The 16,641-nt window shown below is 66.7% G+C and carries 13 protein-coding genes and 1 tRNA gene; 3 read left to right on the top strand and 11 right to left on the bottom strand.

Translation table 11 applies throughout. The features are described from left to right. Positions 1 to 2 precede the first annotated feature (2 nt). From smqnr to AC5P6H_RS13735, 9 genes are all read right to left on the bottom strand, one after another. Positions 3 to 650, bottom strand: coding sequence for a SmQnr family pentapeptide repeat protein (smqnr, locus tag AC5P6H_RS13775; protein WP_100449558.1), 648 nt, complete (start codon positions 648 to 650; stop codon positions 3 to 5). A gap of 37 nt (positions 651 to 687) precedes the next feature. Then, on the bottom strand, positions 688 to 1,890 hold the full coding sequence (locus AC5P6H_RS13770; protein WP_495202768.1) for a VWA domain-containing protein: 1,203 nt from the start codon (positions 1,888 to 1,890) through the stop codon (positions 688 to 690). Next, positions 1,887 to 4,181, bottom strand: a complete 2,295-nt coding sequence (locus AC5P6H_RS13765) for a DUF5682 family protein (protein WP_495202767.1) — start codon at positions 4,179 to 4,181, stop codon at positions 1,887 to 1,889. The genes AC5P6H_RS13770 and AC5P6H_RS13765 overlap by 4 nt, the downstream gene beginning before the upstream one ends. Before the next feature lie 14 nt (positions 4,182 to 4,195). Beyond that, positions 4,196 to 5,278 (bottom strand): ATP-binding protein, encoded by a 1,083-nt coding sequence (locus AC5P6H_RS13760; RefSeq protein ID WP_049405058.1) that lies wholly within the window; start codon positions 5,276 to 5,278, stop codon positions 4,196 to 4,198. Between the two features lie 26 nt (positions 5,279 to 5,304). Continuing rightward, positions 5,305 to 6,831 carry a DUF5691 domain-containing protein gene (locus AC5P6H_RS13755; protein WP_049405060.1) on the bottom strand — a complete coding sequence of 509 codons (1,527 nt, stop codon included), beginning with the start codon at positions 6,829 to 6,831 and terminating at the stop codon, positions 5,305 to 5,307. Continuing rightward, entirely contained in the window at positions 6,828 to 8,165 is a 1,338-nt protein-coding gene (locus AC5P6H_RS13750; RefSeq protein WP_495202766.1) for an SWIM zinc finger family protein, read from the bottom strand. Before AC5P6H_RS13750 ends, AC5P6H_RS13755 begins: the two co-directional genes overlap by 4 nt. Positions 8,166 to 8,270: 105 nt before the next feature. Next, positions 8,271 to 9,785, bottom strand: a complete 1,515-nt coding sequence (locus tag AC5P6H_RS13745) for a PepSY domain-containing protein (RefSeq protein ID WP_241884069.1) — start codon at positions 9,783 to 9,785, stop codon at positions 8,271 to 8,273. Positions 9,786 to 9,796: 11 nt separating this feature from the next. Continuing rightward, complete coding sequence (locus tag AC5P6H_RS13740) at positions 9,797 to 11,935, bottom strand: TonB-dependent receptor (RefSeq protein ID WP_495202765.1); 2,139 nt, start codon at positions 11,933 to 11,935, stop codon at positions 9,797 to 9,799. A 129-nt stretch (positions 11,936 to 12,064) separates the two neighbouring features. Beyond that, positions 12,065 to 12,460, bottom strand: a complete 396-nt coding sequence (locus AC5P6H_RS13735; RefSeq protein ID WP_495202815.1) for a DUF2946 family protein — start codon at positions 12,458 to 12,460, stop codon at positions 12,065 to 12,067. 241 nt (positions 12,461 to 12,701) lie between these two features. Between AC5P6H_RS13735 and AC5P6H_RS13730 the strand changes: the two genes are divergently transcribed. After that, on the top strand, positions 12,702 to 13,277 hold the full coding sequence (locus tag AC5P6H_RS13730) for a hypothetical protein (protein WP_495202764.1): 576 nt from the start codon (positions 12,702 to 12,704) through the stop codon (positions 13,275 to 13,277). A gap of 46 nt (positions 13,278 to 13,323) precedes the next feature. Here the strand turns inward: AC5P6H_RS13730 and AC5P6H_RS13725 are convergent, their stop codons facing one another. Continuing rightward, the gene (locus tag AC5P6H_RS13725; protein WP_014646195.1) at positions 13,324 to 13,704 is read right to left on the bottom strand and encodes a tautomerase family protein; all 381 of its coding nucleotides are present in this window, start codon (positions 13,702 to 13,704) and stop codon (positions 13,324 to 13,326) included. Positions 13,705 to 14,269: 565 nt separating this feature from the next. Here AC5P6H_RS13725 and AC5P6H_RS13720 point away from each other — a divergent pair. Both AC5P6H_RS13720 and AC5P6H_RS13715 read left to right on the top strand, forming a co-directional pair. Continuing rightward, positions 14,270 to 14,698: a hypothetical protein gene (locus tag AC5P6H_RS13720; RefSeq protein WP_014646194.1), complete on the top strand. Its 429-nt coding sequence runs from the start codon at positions 14,270 to 14,272 to the stop codon at positions 14,696 to 14,698. Between the two features lie 199 nt (positions 14,699 to 14,897). Further along, positions 14,898 to 15,944 carry an RHS repeat-associated core domain-containing protein gene (locus AC5P6H_RS13715; protein WP_080281850.1) on the top strand — a complete coding sequence of 349 codons (1,047 nt, stop codon included), beginning with the start codon at positions 14,898 to 14,900 and terminating at the stop codon, positions 15,942 to 15,944. Between the two features lie 595 nt (positions 15,945 to 16,539). Here the strand turns inward: AC5P6H_RS13715 and AC5P6H_RS13710 are convergent. Further along, positions 16,540 to 16,614, bottom strand: a tRNA-Val gene (locus AC5P6H_RS13710). Positions 16,615 to 16,641: the final 27 nt, after the last annotated feature.

Below are 16,641 nucleotides of genomic sequence, written 5' to 3'. Positions count from 1 at the left end.
GCCTACGGCACCACCGTGATGCCGATGCGCTGCATCAACAGCGCCACCTGCTGGACATCCAGCGTGGCGCCACGCAGGTTGGTGCTGCGCAGGTCCAGCTCGCCCAGATCGGAATTGGTCAGGTCGCAGTCGGTGAAGTTGGCGCTGTTCCAGTCGATTCCCTCGAACTGGCCACCGGACAGGTCCGAGCCGGCAAAGCTGGCGCCGCTGACGTTTGCACCGTCCCAGCGGTTCTCCCACAGTTCGCATTTCTCCAGCGTGACCCGCGAGAAATTGGCATAGCGCAGGTTCGACTTCTTGATGAAGGCGCTGCAGAACCAGCTGCGCGTGGTGATCTGGTTCATGAAGCTGGCGTTGCTGAAATCCGCACCCTGCGCGCGGCACTCGCTGATCTCCAGGCCCAGCGCCTTGATGAAGTTGAAGTGGCACATGCTGATGTCGCAGCTGCGGAAGCTGGCCTCCTTCAATGTGGCGCCATTGAAGCGGCAGCCGCTGCGGCTGTCGGCATCGTAGAAGCTGCAGTTGATGAACTCGGTGGCGGTCAGGTCGGCACCGGAAAAATCGCACTCATGGAACTGCTGGTCGACCACTTTCTGGCCGGTGTACTGGTCGCCGGCAATACGCAGGCGGTGATGGACAGCGGGGGTCATGCGATGGAATCCAATCGGGTTCGGTCATTGCGCCGCGTCAGCGGCCACGGGTCGCCAGCAGGCCATTGGCGCCGGCCCACTGGTTGATGTCATCGCGTCGGATGGCAGCGGCCATCAGGCCGGGGAACGCATCGGGCGTGCAGGCGAACGAGGGTACGCCCAACGCGGCCAGCTTGCCTGCCAGCTGCTGGTCGTAGGACGGCGTACCTTCATCGCTCAGCGCCAGCAGCACGATGAACTGCACGCCCGACTCCACCAGCTCGTGCGCACGCGCCAGCAGCTTGTCCTCCACTCCACCTTCGTAAAGATCGGAAATCAGCACGAGGATCGCGCCATGTGGTCCGCGGATAAGCCCTTGGCAATAGCTCACCGCGCGATGGATGTCGGTGCCGCCGCCGAGCTGCACGCCAAACAGCAGATCGACCGGGTCGTCCAGCTGCTCGCTCATGTCCACCACTTCGGTGTCGAACACCACCAGCCGCGTGGACACTGCCGGCAGCGAGGCCATCACCGCACCGAAGATGCTCGAATACACCACCGAAGCCGCCATCGAGCCGCTCTGGTCGATGCACAGCAGCACCTCGCGCTGCGGCTTGCGCGCCTTGCGCCCATAACCCACCAGTTCCTGTGGCACCACCGTGCGCAGTTCCGGCTGCCAGTGCCGCAGGTTACTGCGGATGGTGCGGTGCCAATCGATCTCGGCCAGGCGCGGCCGGCGGTTGCGGCGGGTACGGTCCAGTGCACCGGTCACCGCCGAACGCATGGGCTCTTCCAGCCGCCGCAGCAGGTCGTCGACCACCGCGCGCACCACCATGCGCGCGGTGTCCTTGGTCTCCGCCGGGATGACCTGGCCCAGGCCGATCAGGTTGGCCACCAGGTGCACGTCCGGCTGCACCTGCTCCAGCATTTCCTTCTCCAGCAGCATCTGGGTCAGGTTGAGCCGCTGCAGGGCATCGCGCTGCATCACCTGCACCACCGAGGAAGGGAAGTAGCGGCGGATGTCGCCCAGCCAGCGCGCCACGTTCGGCGCCGATCCACCTCGCCCGCCGCGCCGGTTGAGGCCGCCCTGGCCCTCCGGTTCGTATAGCGCGGAGAGCGCCTGGTCGATGCCCTGCAGGGGCTTGGGCAGTGCGCCGCAGCTGCCATCGGCCTGCTGGCCCAGGATCAGCCGCCAGCGCTGTTCGCGCGTGGTGGGCAGCTGGCCCACTGTGTCATTGGACAGGTCGTCTGGCGTGCTCATCCGGCAATCCCCAACAGTTCGCGCAGCATCGGCAGCGCGCGCTCGGCGCGTGCCAGGTTCCAGTCCGGGGCTTCGCTGGCCACCGCCTTCGTCACAGTGGCCCGCGCAACCCGGGTGCCCAGGTCGCGGCGGTCAGCCGCCTCGAACGCGGCAAAGGTGCGCCGCACCAGCGGCAGCACGCGCACCAGCTGGGTTTCATCCAGGCTCACCACCCAGTCATCGATCATCCGCCACACCGCATCGTCATGCAGCAGCACGGTGGCGTTGCGGTTGAGAAAGCCATCCAGCCACTGCGCGGCCTGCAGCGGCTCGGCACCCGGCGAGAGCTGCTGCTGCAACTGGGTGTGCACGGTGCCGGCGTCCAGCGCGCCAGTATCGAACAGCAGGCGCAGGCTGACACCACGCAGCAGTGCCGTGCTGGCCTGCGACAGCGCGACCCGGCGCAGCGCCTGCCGCCACGCATCGCGCCCGTCGGCATCGTCGCGCAGGCTGATCGCCCGCTCGGCAGCCAGCACGACCTCGCGGGCCGCTTCCGCGCGTGCTTCGTCCAGTCCGGTCAGCGCCAGCGACAGGCCGATCACCGCGCGTTCCAGCATGCTGTCAAACAGGTGCGCGACCTGCACGCCCTCGGTCTGCCGCACGTTGCCATAGCGATGGATGTTGGCCAGCGGCGGCAGCGCGCCAAGCAGGGCCAGCGGATCAGCATCGGTGGCCGCGCGCGCTTCCAGTTCGGCCGCAATGGCCTGCACGGCCTGCGGCAGATCGGCCAGCAGCACCTGGTCGACCAGCTCGGACAACGCCGGCAGGTCAGCCGCTGCGCGTGCCTGGCTGACCGCCAGGTTCGACGCCGCATCCACCAGCGTCTGTCCATGGCGGCTGGCTTCCACCAGCGCCACCAGGAAATGCGGCTGCCAGGCCAGCTGCCAGAGTTCGTGGAAGGTGCCACGTGCAGCGTGGCCGGAGCGCGCCAACCGGCCCCATTCAATGCCCAGCAGGCGCAGGCGGTGCAGCAGGTGGCTGCGGGCCAGATCGTTGTCCTTGCGCAGGTCCAGGTCGAGGGTCTTTTCCAGTGCCTCGGGCTTCAGCCGCAGGCGCTTCTGCTGCGCTTCCAGGTCACGCTGCAGCGGTACCACCGGCACGCCGTCAGGCACCTGGCCCAGCGCATTGCCAATCAGCAGCTGCTCGCGGATCAACTGCATCGGCGCATCGTCGCCATTGCAGATGATGCTGCGGCTGGCCTCGCCGATCTCCTCAAGGCCAGGCGCCGGGCGCCCGCGCAGGGCCGCCAGGGTATCGGCCAGGCGTGTCGCCTCGATCAGATGCGCGGACGAACAGTCCAGGCCGTGTTCGCGCAGCAGGCGGCCCACCCGCGCATACCAGCCCACCGCACGCTGACCATGCACCCCGGCATTGCGCCACAGGTGGTCGTACCAGCCCGGTGCATCGACACCGGCACCGTAGCCGCTGCCTGCGCTCAGGTGGCGGTAGGTCCACGGCACCCACGTGCTCTGCGTTTTGCGCCGGCTCTGGCCCTTCAGCAGGCGGTTGTCGGCAGCCGCACTGTTGGCGCGCAGCGCCGCCGGCTGCAGCGCCGGCACGTGCCACGCGCCGCAGACCACGGCCACGCGGCTGAAGTTCTTGCTTGCCGCGCGCAGTGCCGCGCGCATATGCGCCTCGCGCATCGCTTCCTGCTCGCCGCGGCGGCCGGGATAATCCAGGGTGTGTTCGCGCAGCGCGGTCATCGCTTCGGCAATCGCCTCGAACAGCCCCTGGCCATCGCCGCGTTCCTCCACCATGTGGTTCCACCAGGCCTCGCCATCGGCGTGGCCGGCGACCCGTGCCAGCCAGTCCAGCGGATCGGCCGGGCGCTCCTCGGCGGCCTCTTCGGCGGCGGCCTCAGCAGCATCGTCTGCCTCGGCATCCTCGGCATCCTCGTCCTGCGGCGGCGCCTGCCGCGCCTGCTCCAGCCACTCCAGCGACAACGCCGGTGGCACGTCCATGAAGCGCACCTCGACCGCATTGCGCGCGGCCCATTGCAGGGCCTGCCATTCCGGCGAGTACAGCGCGTACGGATGGAACACCGCCAGCTGCGGGTCGTCCACGCGGTAGGACAGCAGGGCCACGGGGGGCTGCATGGCCGCATCCAGCACGTGCGGCAACAGGTCCTCGGTACCGGCCGGACCCTCGATCAGCACGCAGTCGGGCTGCAACGCGTCCAGCGCGGCCAGCAGGCTGCGCGCGCAGCCCGGGCCGTGGTGACGGATGCCGAACAGGGAAGTCCCTTCACTCATCGGCGCGGGCCTGCTCAGGCGTGTTCGCGGAAGGCGCGGTACAGATCCTTCCACTCACTGCGTTCCTTCACCACCGTCTCCAGGTATTCCTTCCACACCAGCGCGTCCTGCACCGGGTCCTTGACGATGGCGCCGATCATGCCAGCGGCCATGTCCGCCGGGCGCAGCACGCCATCGCCGAAGTGGCCGGCCAGCGCCATGCCATTGTTGATGACCGAGATGGCCTCGGCGGTGGACAGCGTAGCGGTCGGGCTCTTCAGCTTCGACTTGCCATCCTCGGTGACGCCGTTGCGCAGCTCGCGGAAGATACGCACCACGCGCGCCACTTCCTGCAGCGCCGGCGGCTCGGCCGGCAGGTCCAGCGCCGTACCCAGTTCACCCACGCGCTTGAGCACGATGGCCACTTCGTCTTCCTCGCTGGACGGCACCGGCAGGATGACCGTGTTGAAGCGGCGCTTGAGTGCGCTCGACAGCTCGTTGACGCCCTTGTCGCGGTTGTTGGCCGTGGCGATCACGCTGAAGCCGCGCACGGCCTGCACTTCGCTGCCCAGCTCGGGCACCGGCAGGGTCTTTTCCGAAAGCACGGTGATCAGCGCATCCTGCACGTCGGCAGGAATGCGGGTGAGTTCCTCGATGCGGGCGATCTTGCCCAGGCGCATCGCGTTCATCATCGGGCTGGGCACCAGGGCCTTTTCGCTGGGGCCGTTGGCCAGCAGCTGCGCATAATTCCAGCCGTAGCGGATCTGCTCTTCGCTGGTGCCGGCGGTGCCCTGCACCAGCAGGGTCGAATCACCGCTGATGGCCGCGGTCATGTGCTCGGACACCCAGGATTTGGCCGTGCCCGGCACGCCGAACAGCAGCAGCGCGCGGTCGGTGGCGATGGTGGCCACGGCGATTTCCATCAGCCGGCGGTCACCGATGTACTTGGGGCTGACCACGAAGCCGTTGTCCAGCGTGCCACCCACCAGATAGGTGACGACCGCCCACGGCGACATCGTCCAGTTGGCCGGGCGCTGGCGGTTGTCCTGGCGGCGCAGCTCCTCCAGTTCCTCGGCGTATTGGTGTTCGGCGTGCTGGCGCAGGACGGCAGTGGTCATGGTGGCTCCGTGTGTAAGGGGTTCGATCAGAAGGGGGAATACAGGGCCTGGCGCAGGGCCAGCAGCGCACGCGCCTGTTGCGCGCAGTGCAGCATCGCGTCGGTGGCCGTGGCCGGCGGCTCGGCGATCTGCACGCCGGCCAGCGTGGACGGATGCAGCACCGCCAGCAGTTCCAGCAGGCGGTCGCGCAGCAGGTAGTCGTAGCGCAGGCGTTCATCGCCGAACAGTGCGCCCACGCTGGGGGCCAGCGCCTGCGAATAGGCCGCACTCAACGACTGCGCCGCGCCGGTGCTGTCCAGCACATCATCGAGCAGGCCCTGTGCGATCAGGTCCTGCAGCTTGGCCGGCCAGTACCGCTCGCGCTGCGCCGCAGGCAGCAACGCCAGCAGCTCGCTCTTGCGCGCATGGGTTTCCTTCAGCGCGACCAGCGCTTCCACCCACTCCGGTTCGCTGGCATCCACGCGCTCCAGCCACGCGCGCAGCAACGCCTGGTACCAGTCGCCCTCGCGCGCCCAGGCCACGACCTCGGCGGCCGGCTTTTCCAGCGTGCGGCACCACCAGGCCAGCGGCAGCTGGCGCGCCAGCTGGTACAGCCACCAGGCCCGTTCGCCCAGCACTTCGCCGTTGGGCCGCTTGCCGTCGATCGCCGCTTCGGCCCAGCCCGGGTCAAGCGTGGCCGGCGCCTCCAGCGTCCACGCCAGGCGACGCAGCAGGCCGCTGCGCGACTGCTGCAGCAACGCCGCCATCTGCGCCTGCAGGTATGCCGCGTGCGCCGAGTCGGGCAGTCGCGCCAGCATCGGCCCGGCCAGCGCGCGCACCTCGCGGCTGCGGTCCTTCAACAAGGCCTGCAACAGCGGCGCATCGTCCGCGCCCAGGCCCGCCTGCAGCGCGGCCACGAACGCGGCACGCTCGCGTGCGGGCAGTTCCTTCAGGCTGTCCTGCAACCGCGTACGCGCCGCCGCTACATCCTCCAGGCGCTGCTGCTGGAACACGGCCAGGCGTGCCTCGCTGCTGCCCTCTTTCCAGACCTGCTCGACCTCCTCCGCGCTGGCCTGCGCTTCCAGCGGTGCAGACGCATAGCGCCACTCCGGATTGCAGGCCGCCAGCCAGTAACCGCGCACCCCCAGCACCGCACGCAGCGCCTCGCGCAGCACGGCCAGGCGCGCGCCTGCCTCCAGCGCCTGTGGCAGCACCGCCACCGGCAGGTGCCGGCCGTGTGCGGCCAGCTGCGCGCAGGCCTGCAGCCGCAGCCGCTTGCCCCAAGGCGAGAACTGGCCGGGCTGGAACACCGTGGCCAGCAACGCAACCCACGGGTGGTCGGCCGCCAACTGCAGCGGGTCATCCGCCACTGGTGGCGGCACGCTCACCGCTGCGGCCGTGCGCACGGCGGCGCGCTCGCAGGCGGCGAGCACGCCCACTTGGCGGCTGTAGGCCAATGCCGGTTCGTCCGCATCGGCTACCGCCTGCAGCAGCACATCCAGCGCGCCACCCACGGCAATCACCTGCGGGCGGTCAATGCCCAGCAACGCCGGCTTCAACCAAGCCTGGTTCATGCGGCACTCCTTTCCCAGCGCTCGTCGCGCGCATTCCATGCCGACAGTGGCAACAGCACCTGGCCGTCCCACTCACCCATCACGCACACCGGATGGCCACCGGCAAACGCCATCAACGCCCACGCCTGCAGGCCCGGCAGCTGCAGCGGCAGCGCGCCTTCGGCATGCTGCAGCCAGCACTGCGTGCCGTCATGGGCGATGTGGACGTCCTGCAGGCGCATCGGCACCTGCGGCAACCAGGGGTTGCGCGCGTACGCCTGCGAGGCCGCGTCGAAGGTATCGGTGCGGGGCGTGGTGGTTTCAGCGCGGGCCGCTTCGAATTCGCTCACCAAAGCACGCAGCGGCACACTACCGGCATGGAAATGCAGCCGCGCCGCATGCACGCTGCCAGTGCGCCATTGTTCCTGCCAGCCGCGACCGCCGTGGCTGAAATCCTGCACCAGCGCACTGCGCCCGCTGTCCAGCCCATGCAGCCAGACGCGGCGCTCGACCAGGTTGCCCGGCTGTTCCAGCAGCCATTGCCCCTGCACGTGCCAGCGGTCGTGCACCGCCTCGCCATCGCGCTGCACCGCCTCGCGGTCTACCGGCCAGCCCAGCGCGGCGCGCAGGTCGGCCAGTCGCGCCGGTTCGTACTGCGCACGGCGTGCCACGGCCTGGGTCAGCAGCTGCAGCAGCCCCAGCCGCGCGCCCAGTTCGCCCAGGCCAGCCAGGCCCGGTATGCCCTCGCCCAGCGCAGCCTCCAGCTGGCTGGCCAGCCCCGGCGCCTGCGCATCAATCATGCGCGCGACCATGGTCTGGCCCTGCGCGTGGAAATCGGCGGGCAGGTTGGCCAGGCCCTGGCGGAACTGATCGGCAATCCAGCGCTGCAGCTCGGCTGCACCGGCTTCGATGCGGCCCCAGCGCACCTGCTCGCGCTTGGCGGTAGCCGCGGCCTGCGCCTGCGCATCCGGGGGCGGCGCAACAGCGGCCGCCTCCACGGCAGCCTCCTTGCGCGCGGCGCGGTCGCGGCGTCCGTTCAGCCATTCGTCCACCCACGCCGGTCGAGCCTGTGGCACGCAGCGCGGGTTGCCGGCGGCATACAACAGCAGCAGGGCCAGCCCGTGCTTGCAGGGAAATTTGCGGCTGGGGCAGGAACACCGGCTGACCAGCGCGGCCAGGTCCACCTGGGTCTGGTAGGGCTTGGAACCGCTGCCCTGGCATTCGCCCCACAGCGCCTCGTCATCGGCACCCAGCAGGCCCCATTTGCCATCGATGGCCAGGCCGCCGCCGGCCTTGGCCGACGCCGCATCCGGCGCAAGCGCGAGTACCTGCTCGCGCGTGAGTCGTACTTCCATATGCGTACCCACTTCAGATCGACCCATCATAGCGAAGGCGGATGACAATTGACTGTGGCAACGATCATCACGCACGGGCGTATCACCACGCGAGACCGGCCGCCATCATCCCCTTCGCTGGCGCGGCCGGCCGAATTTCATCCGCAGGCGACGGTAGCCGATCACCACGCCAGTCGCGCACAGCCCCGTACCCGCGACGCTCAGCAGCAACAGCACGCCCAGCCGCGTGTTCTCCTGCCGTAGCATGCCCGGCAGGTCCCAGCTGTGCAGGAAGTAGAACAGCCAGCGGCCGACGCGTTCGCGATGGCCCAGGATCAGCAACGGATCGCCGGTGGCCAGATCGATGTACACCCGCGTGGCGTGTTCATCGCCGAAGTCGGCCACCGCCACCGGGAAGCGCCGCACCGCCGCACCGTTCATCGCCTCAGGCGCGCGGGGATAGAACCAGGCATCCGGTGTATGCAGGATCGTGAATGCACGCAGCGGTGCGGTGCCCAACACCGGTGCACGCTGCTGCAGCCACGCCACCGGCAGTTGCTTCGCAAGCTGCAGCTGCCCATCTACGCGCGAGACGATGCGCGTACCGCCCTGCCCGTCCAGCAGCACCGCAAACAGCTGGCCATCGATACGCCGCCACTGGATCTCCACCGGCGCAAACCCCGCCCGTGCCGCGGAGGCCAGCAACGCCTGCGGCTGGGCCAGCGCATCATCCAGCGCCACCACCGCACCGCGATAACGCTCGGCATTCGTCGCATCCGCCGGGCTGCTGAACACCTGCAGCGGATTCATCGACATCAGCCCGCTGAAAATCCAGGTGAACACGAAGGCCGCAGCACACAATCCGATCAGATGGTGCCAGCGCATCCACGACTCCACGTACGGCGTCTTCGCACCGGAACGATAGTGCCCACGGAAACGCCAGCGCCATACGCCCACCACGATGCCGCTGATCGCCGCCACCGTGCACAGTGCGGACAGCACGATCACCACCCACGTCCACACCGGGTCGACCGACTGCATGCGCAGGAAGTACAGCCAGTGCAGCCAGGCGCCCACATAGTTCCAGCGCTGCTGCACATGCGGAGCGTCCAGCACCACTTCACCGGTACGCGAGGACACATACAGGTCGCCCGGCTGCGCGCCGCCCACCTCCACCCGATACAGCGGCCGATGCGCGTCCAGTGCACGCGAATGCGTCCAACGATCCTCATTCACGCGCATCGCACCCACGAAGGCCTGGCCGCCCGCGAACTGCGCAGCGGATGCTTCGGCGCGCTGTGCCGACACCGGCAGCAGCGCCTGGCCGGTCACGGCAGACCAGGCGCCCACGTTGCTGCCACTGCGCACCACATACGCCGGCTCGCCACGCAGCGTGGTCAATGCCACAGCCTCCGGCTCGGCCTGCACGGCGGCAGGCAGTACCGACAGCCCCTGCAGGTCGCGGGCCTCACCCAGCACCGGCAACGCCGCCAGCCGCTCGCCGGGCGTCAGCTTCGGGTAACCAATGAACAGCATCACCATGCCGCTGACGAACCACAGCAGCATCAGCAGGCATCCGCCGATGCCCAGCCAGCGATGCACCAGGTAGGTCCAGCGCTTGGCGGTGGAACGCATCGTCATCGCCAGCGCCCTCAGAAGCGATGGTCGACGGTGAATTCGACGCGCCGGTCCGCCCCCAGCAGCCACTGCGTGCTGGTGTAGTACGCGGTGGCGTAGTACGCCTTGTCGAACACGTTGAACAGGCGTGCGGACAATCGCGTGTGCGGTGCCGCCTGCCAGGTCAGGGCGAGGTCGGTGGTGCTGTAACCGGGCAACTCCAGCGTGTTGGCATTATCGGCGTAGCGCTTGCCGACATAGCGAACGCCACCCGCCGCGCTCCAGTCCGGCGCGAACTGCCAGCTCAGCCACACACTGGCCAGGCGCTCGGCCACGTTCGGCGGCACGTTGCCATCGCGCGACACCAGCATCGGCGGCGAACCCGTGGTTTCCAGGAAGTCCTCGAATTCGGCCTTCAGCACCGTCGCGTTGGCATCGAGCGACCAGCGCGGCGCGAAGTTCCAGTTCAACGACGCTTCAATACCGCGCGAGGTCTGCGCGCCCACCTGCACCCGGCGATCCGGCACCAGCGGATCGCGGCTGAGCAGCCCGGTCTTGCGGATGCGATACGCCGCCAGCGTCCACTCGCCACCGTCGAAGGCCTGCTTCAGGCCAACCTCGATCTGCCGGCCCTTGGCCAGGTCAAAGGCGCCGTTGGCCGGGCTGATCATCAGCAGGCCACTGACCGGGTCCGCCGCCTGCGAATACTGCGCATACAGGCTCAGCGTCGGCTGCAGCGCGAGTACCGTACCCGCACGCCAGCCTGTGCTGCTGTAGGTCTTTGAGAACGCGTTCTGGCCGCTGATCAGATCGGTGCGATCAATGCGCGCGCGGTCATGGCGCAGGCCACCCAGCACCGACCAGCGCTCGCTCAGCGCCAGCCGGTCTTCCACGAACAGCGCGTACTGCTCGGCACGGTTGCGGTAGCGCGGCAGGTTCGGCGCGTCGCTGGCGAACTGGCCCGGGACAGGATCGAACGGATCGACCGGGCCCGAGCTGCCGGCATAGGTGTTGTTGGTGTGCTTGAAGTGCGCGCGGTTGGCGTCCAGGCCCACCACGAAGTTGTTCTGCAGGCCACCCGCCGTTCCCTGCACACGCAGCGTCGAGGTCAGTCCGGTCTGGTCCTGGTTGTGGGTGATCTCGGTATTGCCCGAGCGATCGATCAAGCCGGTAGCGCGGTTGTAGACATAGGCCTCGGCATTGCGCCAATCACGCTGGCTGTCGATCTGGTAGACGCGGGTTCGCCATTCCACGTTCGCGTTCGGTGTCCACAGCGCGTCGAGCTGGGTCCAGCGGTCGCGGAAGCGGATCTCGCTGTCGTCCACGTTGTAGTTGCGGTGGCGCAGCGCCTCCAGCTGGCGGCCCTCGACCAGCGGCGTGCCGAAGTAGCGCATGGGTTTCTGGTAGCCCTGCGCATGGGTGAGCATCAGCTGCAGGTCCGCACGTGGCTGCCACAGCAACGCACCGGAGAATGTCGCGTCGCTGTTGCGTCCACGATCAACCCAGCCACCGCTGTAGTTGCCGCTCACATCAACCCGATAGGCCAGCTCAGGCGTCAGCGCGCCACCACTGCCGAAGCCCAGCCGCGCGGTGTCCTCGCTGCCCACGGTCATGCTGATCTGGTTCTCGATGGCGCCGCGCGTGGGCTTCTTCGGCACGATGTTGATCACGCCGCCGATCGCCCCGTCGCCATGGATCACCGAGGCCGGGCCGCGCAGCACTTCGATGCGCTCGATCGACCAGGTATCGAACGGGAACGTGATGCCCACGCCGCCGTACTGGCGCAGCCCATCGTACAGCCGCATCACCGAGGCACCGTCGGTGAAGCCGCGGCTGGACAGCGCACTCAGGCCATTGCCCGGATGCGGCATGGCACTGATCGCACCCGCCCGGCTGATCGCATCGTTGAGGTTGCTGTCGCCGCGCTGCTCCAGCTGCTCGCGCGAAATTACCGTCAGGCTGGCCGGTGTCTGCAACACGCTCAGGCCCAACGCAGAGCCCGCGCTGGCGGTGGACGACAGTTCACCGCCGCGGGTATCGACCACCCGCACGGTATCCAGCGTGGTCGGTGGGGCCGCGTCAGCGGCAAGTACGGGGGCGGTGTGCAGGAGCAACGCGCACAGGACAGGCAGCGTCGCCCGGCGCAGACGCGCGGGGTTGGGGTTCGTTTTCATTTTTTCACGGCATGCAAGGCCACCCCGCAATGGCAGGGCAGCAATCAAAAAGGGACAGACACGCGCGCGCGGGCACCGGCCGTGGCCGGCAACCTCATGGAAGAACGTTCAATGCAGCGCGCGTGCGGCTCAGGCGGCCATCAAGGCCGGCGGCCCACGCGCGCCCAACGTGCCGCTGATCTGTCGCGGCAACGCCTGCACCGCGCCGCGCAGCGCGCGGCACACCGGTGCCATCGGCGCCAACAGCAGCACTGCCGCCACCAGCAGGGTGATCAGCCGTGCAGCGATCAGGCAGTAATCGCAGTCCACGCCCATCTCATGATCGGCATGTGGATCGGCGGGCGGCTTCTTTGCGGTCTCGCCGTGCGGCATCGCCATCGCGTGATGGTCGTGCTGCCCTTCCATCGCGTGCAGCGCATGCTCTGCGTGCATTGCGTGGTCCATGGCCGCCACCGGCGCAGCGGCAGCCACGTGGCAATGCGCCAGCCAGCGGCTCACCAGCGGGGCGAGCAGCACCAGCAGCATGGCAAGCCATGCCAGGGCCTGGAACCGGCGGTGGAGAGCAGAACGGCGCACGCCGCCATTCTACGGGGCGATGGCCAACCTTGGATCCCGTTCAGGGTTTGGCCCCTGCGACACGGTGACGCAGGGGCTCGCCTCCAGCGGCGACATGTGAATGCACCGCACCGCAGTCCCTACGCTTGCAGGCCCCGCCTCGCCAACGTTAGCGTTCAGATGGCCACGGCAAGGAGCCAGAGGGATCCGCATGACCACCCGCATCACACACCGGCTGCGCATCAGCCTGCTCGGCCTGACCGCGCTGCTTGCCGCCTGTGCCGACAAGGGCCCGCCCCCACCGCCAGAGCCGCTGGAACTCTCACAGCCCATCGCCGTGGACACGCCGGGCCAACAGGTGCAGTTCGAGTTCGAAACCACGGCGCGCAATTTTGCCAGCTACCTTACCTATGCGGTGGAGCTGGATCTGCAGCACCTCTCCCCATCGCCAGGTGCTGCTTCTCCGCGCGACCTGCACATTCCTTTACGCGTCGGACTTCAGCAATGGTCCGGCGGCACGTGGCAGTCGCTGGCAAGCCCCGACGCCTACCAGATCGCACAGTCGCAATCTGGCCAGCCACTGCCAGACTGGCATCGCGATGCGGGACTGAACTATGCCCAGACCCAACGAGGCAGCGATGGGGCCTATCGACTCCATGTCGCGCTGCTGCCGTTGCAGGCGCGACGTCGCTACCGCGTCCAGATCAGCACGGTTGAAGACATCGCACCGCTTCGTGGCGCAAGCGCCAGGATACTGATTCACGAATCGCGTCCGCTCGCCAAGTAGCGCAGCGCCTTGGCACGCCCTAAAGAAGCAGCGCAGCGCACCCGCATCAACTCACGTATTGCGCCTGACCGTTCCCGAACGACCAGTTCTCCTTCTTCACCTCCACCAGATTGATGAACACATCCTCGCGGCGGATACCCACCGCCGCATGCAGGCCATCGGCAATGCCCAGGTACAACGCCTTCTTCTGCTCCAGCGTGCGCCCTTCGTTCCAGGTGATCTGGATGCAGATGAAGTCGTCGGTGCGATCCACGCCCAGGTAGCCGGGGTCGTGGATCAGCGTGCCGGGCGCGTGTTCCTGGAAGATCTGGAAGCGATCATTTTCCGGCACCCCCACCGCGCGCATGGCCTGGTAGATGGTTTCGCCGACGCGTTGCAGGTAGTCGGCGGATTTACCTTTGCGAAGATCGATGCGGGCGAGCGGCATGGCGGCACTCCAGAGTGGATGGGCACGGCAACGGGCTGAGACTACGCCTGCCCGGGGCGGCGGGACAGCGCAGGGATGGAACCCTCTGGCTCCATGCGTGGCATGGTCCCGCCTCGCCGCGCAGGGTGACGCGATTGCCGTGGCGGCGCCGCTCTGGAGTCGTCTCGTGCACGGTCGGCAGGGGCGGCGATGTGCGCCATCAGTGATGGGCCGCACTACTCGCAGGTGTCCGACGGCACACATCGGAAAACGTCTGGCCTGCCTAGGGCCAGTTGAGAACTTTCCTTACAGACTGATGTGATGGCCCGGCTTGAAGATCGCCGCGCCGAGGCAAGACGCCTTGGCCGGGATTGGCGTCTCGAATAAACGAACAGGCTTCAAGGACTGCGAGAGAAATCGCAGTTGAGAGAATGCACCGACTGCCCTCAATGGCGGGCGGTGCGTGGGGATCGCCAGATCCGCCAGGCGTTCTTCTCCCTTGAAGCTTGTTTGCCTTGGCACGCCAACCCGCACCGTCCGCCACCTTCACTCCAGAAGGTGGCCCTACGCCAGTGAGGGTTTCGCCATGACCAACCGAACCGCCATCCATCCCCGCCTGCACGCGCTTATCGGCGACGTCGCAGCCGACGTGCCCGAAGACCTTGCGCGTGAGATCGAATGCGCTCTAGCGGAGCGACTGCTGCCGCCTTCGCGCCCAACGTTCCTTTCCTGCCTCGATGCCATCCGCGCCGGTGATGACCAAGCCGGGCGCGCATGTACCCCGCAGACACTCAGCGCCACAGGCTTCGGCTCGCTCGACCGCTCGCTGGCCGCTTTGAATGCCGTACTGGATCTACTGCATGCCGCCGAACGTGCGCGCCTGGATGGCGATCCGCAGGATCAACTCGGTGACTTCCATCGGGACGGATTGATCGTTGCCGCACGCCAGATCGCGCGCGCTGCACAGGATGGGCTAGGCCATGCCATGGGATTCGCGGCAGGAAGACCTGGCTGATGCACGCGCAGCAAAGATGGCCCATTGCTGGAGGCCCTTTTTGTTCTGCAACATGGTAGGTGGCACAGGGATGGACGCGGCTCTTCTACCCAGCGAAGGCGGCCATTGCGGTATATGATCCACTCGGATCGGTGCACGAACGCCACGGTCATACTGCCTAGTCAAGTCATCTTGGACAGCGCTTTCGGGGAAAGAAAGGATGCATACATTCAAAAGGAACGCGGGCGATGAATCCGCCTGCGCATCAAGGGTTGGAGTTCGTCTCCGAACACTGGTTGCAGCAAGTACTTGGCTACACATTGCGCTGCCAATTGGGCTTGGCCTGCCTCCATCCGCGAACGCTGCAGGTCCGGAGACGGTTACCTACATTCATACCGACGCCCTTGGCTCCCTTGTTGCTGAGAGCGACGCCAACGGCAACGTGATAAAGCGTTATGACTACGAGCCCTATGGGACCCTGGTAGGAGGACAGGTCACCGACGGACCCGGATACACAGGGCATGTGAGCGACTCGACTACGGGCTTGAGCTACATGCAACAGCGATACATGGATCCGGAGCTGGGAGTCTTCCTCTCAGTGGACCCGGTCTCAGCGTATGACCAGCCTGTAGGCCAGTTCAATCGCTATCGGTATGCCAACGGGAATCCGTACAAATTCACTGATCCAGATGGGCGAAATCCAGCCCTGCCATTCATCTATGGCGCGATAGCGGGGGGCCTGTCCAATATTGCCATCCAGAAGCTGATGAATCCGGATAAACCAATCGATCAGACGCAGGCATTGATAGCAGCAGGGGTGGGTTCGGTCTCAGGCGGCGTGGGCGGTATCGCTGTCGCAGCCGTGGAGTCTGGAGTGATTTCTGTCGGCCGAGCCGTTGCCATTCAAGCAGCGGCGAATTTCGTCACTGGCGGCGCCGGTGCCGCCGCAGAGAGCGCCCTCAAGGGAGAGCCGATTTCCGCTGGTGGAGTGCTCACGGCAGCGACCGGAGGCGCTGTTGGTGGTCTGGCAGGTTCCGGTGTTGCAGCTGCAGCAGGCGACTTCGCGGGACCAGCCGCCAAAGGCGCTCTGAATAGGCTGAGCAGCTCCGCATCTCCCGGCGCCCCGAACATCGCCTCCACCACCGCATCAACAGGAGTCGCAATTCCTCGTCAGTCGATCACACAAGCGGGAGCATCACAGCTAGGGCAGAGCACCGCCGGAGCCGCCGTAGATGCGGCACAAAAGACGATGGAGAAGAAGAAGTGAATCCAGTACTACGTGGCTTTCTCGCATACCAAGCCGGGGGCATTCTCGTTCTTGGCGCCCTCTACTTCATTGCGATTCAATCAGGAAATCCGCATCCCTTTCGCGCATCATTCAGATTGTGGGCGGCGTATGCAGTTTTCTTTGCTGCCATATCTGCATTTGAGCTAGTAAAGCGACGACGGTATCGCAATCGGCGATGATCGGCCTCTGAAGTCGGGCTGCGCTCAACAATCGAATGAGAATCGAAAAGCGCTGAACCTAAAATCGGTCATCCAGACGTCCTCGAACTTCGACCATCGACTTGCAAGGACACGGATAGTGGAGTTCACGAAGGGTTTCGAGTACGAAAGCGTACAGGTGATAGTGGAGCGGGTAATCGAACGCAGAGACCTGCTTGACTATGTACGCACAAGCCTTTTCGCTAGGGAAAAAGTCAAAGCGGGCCAGGGTAAGCTAGTAGAGTCCCATATCCATCTGACGGCGAGTCACCGGTTACTTGGAGCCGACACGACCTCCATGCACTTACTCTGCGCATACGAAAAAGCCGGCTGAAAGCCGGCTTCTTCATAACACCTGAAAAGTCAGGTCTACTATTTGGTGGGCGGTACAGGGATCGAACCTGTGACCCTTGCCGTGTGAAGGCAATGCTCTACCGCTGAGCTAACCGCCCGGTGTGTTGCTGAGCCGCTCATTATAG

The sequence above is a fragment of the Stenotrophomonas sp. YJH_SMC_110 genome (assembly GCF_059369255.1).
The sequence above is the reverse complement of the archived record's forward strand: the minus strand, read 5'-3'. Positions and strand labels throughout refer to the sequence as shown.